The organism is Paenibacillus sp. 1-18 (assembly GCF_000520755.1).
Lineage (GTDB): Bacteria > Bacillota > Bacilli > Paenibacillales > Paenibacillaceae > Paenibacillus > Paenibacillus brasilensis.
Map to the genome: position 1 here is coordinate 1 of NZ_ASSB01000306.1, position 4,262 is coordinate 4,262.

Below are 4,262 nucleotides of genomic sequence, written 5' to 3' on the forward strand. Positions count from 1 at the left end.
GCTCGTCTATAACACTTTCATTTGCCTCCAGTTCTTATTTGTATGCTTGTTTTGGACAATGATTCGGCAACTCGTCCATTAACATATCCCTTCCATTTGATCCGCAAATATAAGCGTACTCATCTGAGCAAGGGTTGATATCCATATAGTATTTTTCGGGTTCTTCATGCCAGGCCCATACTTACTTAATTACTGAAAAGCAGAAGCAATGGTTTAATAATCTGTTAAAGATCAAGAGTGAGTAGGATTTGGATATCTGGCTATAATAAAGTAAGTCGTAAATGAATCGCATTTCTAAGATTGACTCGATTCTAAAAAAACAAAAAGCACACCCCTTAATAGGGATGTGCTTTTTGTTAAGCTTGGCGGCGTCCTACTCTCCCAGGACCCTGCGGTCCAAGTACCATCGGCGCTGGAGGGCTTAACGGTCGTGTTCGGGATGGGTACGTGTGGAACCCCTCCGCTATCGCCACCAAACATGAATCTGCAGTGCAAATTCTTTCGTAGGGTTATTCGGTTCATCACAGATTGTGTGAATGAATAGCCTTACGCTTGTCGTATGTATCTTCTACATACCTTCAAGGTTACACCCTGAAAACTGGATCCGAAACTTCCTTGCATCTTAAGAGGAATGACTTTTTCATTTCAAACAGAAAAGCAGACTGGGGAAACTGTCTGCTTTTTCCGAGCGTAGTACAGTTATAACAAACCATTCCTGTAAGCTATTACAAACAGTTGCCACCATGTGATAATGGAACCGAAAGCAAAGATTACGATTAAGTAAAGAACTATCTTTCCAGTCCGTTTCTTGGTCAAATAAGACCACATCATAAATAGAAATAGTATGACGGCCATGACGTTCGATATTAGTATGCTAAGCAAAATCTATCACATCACCTTTAATTAATTGAATTGCCGTAAGCATAGTCGGGTACAGCTAGAGCATAGACAACGGTATCGCCATAACCATTGTCACGGTATTGCAGATAACCCGCAGTTGCCCAAGTTACTCCTGAAAAGGTGCCAAGAATCCCTACGGCACCTTCACCGAGGAACGGAACCCATAAGGGAGCGGCAGCGGCAGCACCTGCGCCTCCAGCAATCATATTAAGAGCACCCTCTAGATGTTGTGTTCCTAATTCATTGTATGTGTCTTCATAACCCCACCAGTAATGAAACTCTTTCATGTCGGCGGGGGAAGAAGTAAACCAAGATGATGGGATACCGTTGGTAGTAGACATCGTTTGTACTTCGGAAGAGCTAGTGGAGGATTTTAACATATGGGTTGTTGGATCAACCTTACCGTCCGTTATTAACTGATTGTATTCATTAATTTGCTTTTTAACCATCTGCACTTGCTCATCGGTCAATCCAATATTGATAAGGTCTTTTTTTATTACTTTTACTGTTCCATTGGGTTCTGTCTCCACATAAGGAGAAACTTTGGAGACCACCTCTTCATTTTTTATTGCTGTTGTCGTCTGTTTAAAATCAGATGAAGCTTTTGGGATTGCCGCTTTTTGAGATACTTCTGCAAAGGACGTCATTGGTACTGCTGAAACAGATAAGATTACCACCGAAGAGATTAAAGATAAAAGCTTTTTTTCATAAAATACCCTCCCTATATTTTTTGGGACAAAAATATTGCCCATGATCAATTACAACGCTAAGTTTGGACTTGGGGACAGCGCGCTGGTATTACTCCATAATAGTGCCTACACTCTAAACTTTTGTAAATTGATCTATCAACTCTATTTAAACAATAATGTAAATAATGTAATAGAATAGAAAATATATAGGTGGTAATTACCCCATTAACAAAAAAACGCAGCCTTACAAACTTGACGAGTATACCGGGCTATAGGAATGCCTATGAAACGCAGTCAGAAAGACACATTCATAGAAAATAAAACGGACTCATACCAGCTCTATAAATTGTGACCCGTAAGTGGGTCACTTTTTTCAAAGTGTCCATCTTACGGGTCACAGTTTAAAAACCGTTGAAGTCCTCTTTCTATAAATTTATTTAGAGTATTCACTTACCTCAAACGTTAGAATACGATCATACAGCATATAGTCCTTACGGCTGCTGAACGGACCTTTGTTGTTATCGTGTTTATTAATGGCATATGAAGCCGATCCAGAACCAGCTTGCTTGCTTTCGTACCACGAGATAAAGTCCTTAACCTCTTTCATGCTCAGATCAAATTCTTTTTCTAAGCCAGTTGTCATAGTGACCACCAGAATTGCACGCTCTCCAGTAGTTGGCTCTGGGTCAGGTTGACTACCTCCTCCTTGTGGAGTTGCCGAAGCTTCATTGGAGTATTCAGAATCAACGCCATTCACCTTAGCACTTACAATAAAGTAGTACTTCGTTCCGTTGGTCAGACCGGGAATAACAAAGTTTCCATAGACATCTTTTGTAGCTGTTGCCGTTTCAGTGTATTTACCGGATTCTGTTCCGTATTTAACTTTGTAGCTATCTGCATTCTCATTTTTATCCCATTTTAAAGTAACCTGACTGTCTCCAGGCGTTGCTTTAAGATTAGTGGGGACATTAACATTTATTAGTTGGCCACCTTCATCAATATCAATTGCATCAAGTTGAAAGTTTTTCGAACCCACATTCGATGGAATTGTTATTTCTACCATGTGTGTCCCCTCAGTTAACCCGATTTTTTCGTAAACGTTAGCAGTACGATAGTTAGCTGCAGAATATTGACTAAAAATCTCAGGAACACCGTCAATTTTTATTTCCATGTTAGCGGGTTTGTTCTCCCAAAGTGGACCGATGATTCTCAGCTTTGTTCCAGTGAACAAAAATTTTATTTGTCCTTTAGGGGTACTTGAATATTTGGCGAAACCTCCATAGTACTGTGAATGTGTTTCCGTTAGCCATGTTCCTAAGTAACTAATTTCAGGAGATTTGTCATCGTACCTCTTCCAACCAACATCTGGATTTGAAGCAGCATATGCACTGACTGCTGAAAAAACAATTATAAAGCCCATGAAAACACTCATTAATAGCCCCGTTTTTCTTAAAAACTTATTCTTCATTAAATGTTCCCCTAGTGATATATTGAACAGATACTAAGGTAATATATTCCTCAAAACATGTCTAAACATAAACTTGCTAATCTATAATTATAATCTAAATATTTGCATAATTATTTTTAAATGGGTATAAAAAAGACTCTATTGGCCGCTAACCGTTAGAGTCTCTCTTCTTTATTTCACTATAAATTTTACCTTTGTTCCATCAGCATACTTATCTAACTGATGACTTACCCATGATCCTGCTCCCCTGTTATCACTAGGGGTTATGTATCTGATATCAGCTCCTACCCCGCCTTCAGCACACATTGCCATCGGCCATTCATCGCGGTCATATCCTTTTTTAGTTGGATAGCCCTTCAGAGATTCCTTACGGTTTTCTTCGGCCCCATCTCTGTTAATTGTGCAAACGGCAGAATGTCCGGCTGCTATTGCATCTCTAATATGCGCTCCGGTTTCAGGGTAACGTGAACTTGGGAACTCCAATGTATACCCCGCTGCTGCTTGTTGGTTGGTTGCTGCCGGTTCAGCATAGACACCTTGTACGGAAAAGATAACTGCCAACAAAAATACAATTAATCCTTTTGCGATCCCTTTTATCATACGACACCTCCATAGTATTAATCTTCTCAATACTACTGGGAGACATGTCGAAGTATCGCATATGTTGTCACATAATAAAAAAGAATCATACAGTTTTCTGACAGAGTTTATTGCTCCAAAAATTAAAAACTACCAATTATCATGTGAAATCTATTAAACAACCTTTCTACTCTTAACAGTTTACGTTGTCTTATTACATTGATTGTGTCCCCAACAACAATAACCCCATACTCACTTTCATCGACTTCTATCTCTTCTCTTTCCCCGTCTTCATACTCACAAGTAAAAAAATAATCTTCTGAAGGTGAATCATTCTCTAACCTAACACGTTTATCAAGAACTACTGCCTGACGAATTACTTTAGGTGCTCTTTCGTTGCGCCTAGCTGATATCCAAAGTGAAAAAAATATAATAAAAAGTACAGCTATAAAACCCATTAAAACCACTAACTAGATCCCCCGCCTTTTTGACAAATCATTGCGTGTATTATATGTATTATATCGGGATAAATAAGGAATTTATTTACATCTACCTAAAGCACTGCTTACTTACTCTAAACTCAAACTGCCCCCAGCGGCTGTCCGGAGAAGCGAGGAAGGCGGCGA

Annotated in this window: 4 protein-coding genes and 1 rRNA gene; all 5 read right to left on the reverse strand. The window is 39.3% G+C overall.

What is annotated here, in order from left to right:
* Nucleotides 1-360: 360 nt before the first annotated feature.
* The 5 genes from rrf to L693_RS0119220 all read right to left on the reverse strand — a co-directional run bounded on the left by rrf (nt 361) and on the right by L693_RS0119220 (nt 4,094).
* Nucleotides 361-477 (reverse strand): 5S ribosomal RNA (gene rrf, locus L693_RS0119200).
* Nucleotides 478-899: 422 nt separating this feature from the next.
* Nucleotides 900-1,652 carry a hypothetical protein gene (locus tag L693_RS0119205; RefSeq protein WP_155983879.1) on the reverse strand — a complete coding sequence of 251 codons (753 nt, stop codon included), beginning with the start codon at nt 1,650-1,652 and terminating at the stop codon, nt 900-902.
* 370 nt (nt 1,653-2,022) lie between these two features.
* Nucleotides 2,023-3,057 carry a fibronectin type III domain-containing protein gene (locus L693_RS0119210; RefSeq protein ID WP_025719160.1) on the reverse strand — a complete coding sequence of 345 codons (1,035 nt, stop codon included), beginning with the start codon at nt 3,055-3,057 and terminating at the stop codon, nt 2,023-2,025.
* Nucleotides 3,058-3,228: 171 nt separating this feature from the next.
* Complete coding sequence (locus L693_RS0119215; protein WP_025719162.1) at nt 3,229-3,657, reverse strand: NucA/NucB deoxyribonuclease domain-containing protein; 429 nt, start codon at nt 3,655-3,657, stop codon at nt 3,229-3,231.
* Nucleotides 3,658-3,779: 122 nt separating this feature from the next.
* A complete protein-coding gene (locus tag L693_RS0119220; protein WP_231503699.1) occupies nt 3,780-4,094 on the reverse strand; it encodes a DUF2500 family protein in 315 nt (104 codons plus the stop codon).
* Between the last annotated feature and the right edge of the window lie 168 nt (nt 4,095-4,262).

Excerpts from the sequence above, each read along its gene's own strand:
- L693_RS0119215 (WP_025719162.1), bottom strand. The coding sequence starts at position 3,657 with ATGATAAAAGGGATCGCAAAAGGATTAATTGTATTTTTGTTGGCAGTT.
- L693_RS0119210 (WP_025719160.1), bottom strand. The coding sequence starts at position 3,057 with ATGAAGAATAAGTTTTTAAGAAAAACGGGGCTATTAATGAGTGTTTTC.
- L693_RS0119220 (WP_231503699.1), bottom strand. The coding sequence starts at position 4,094 with ATGGGTTTTATAGCTGTACTTTTTATTATATTTTTTTCACTTTGGATA.
- L693_RS0119205 (WP_155983879.1), bottom strand. The coding sequence starts at position 1,652 with ATGGGCAATATTTTTGTCCCAAAAAATATAGGGAGGGTATTTTATGAA.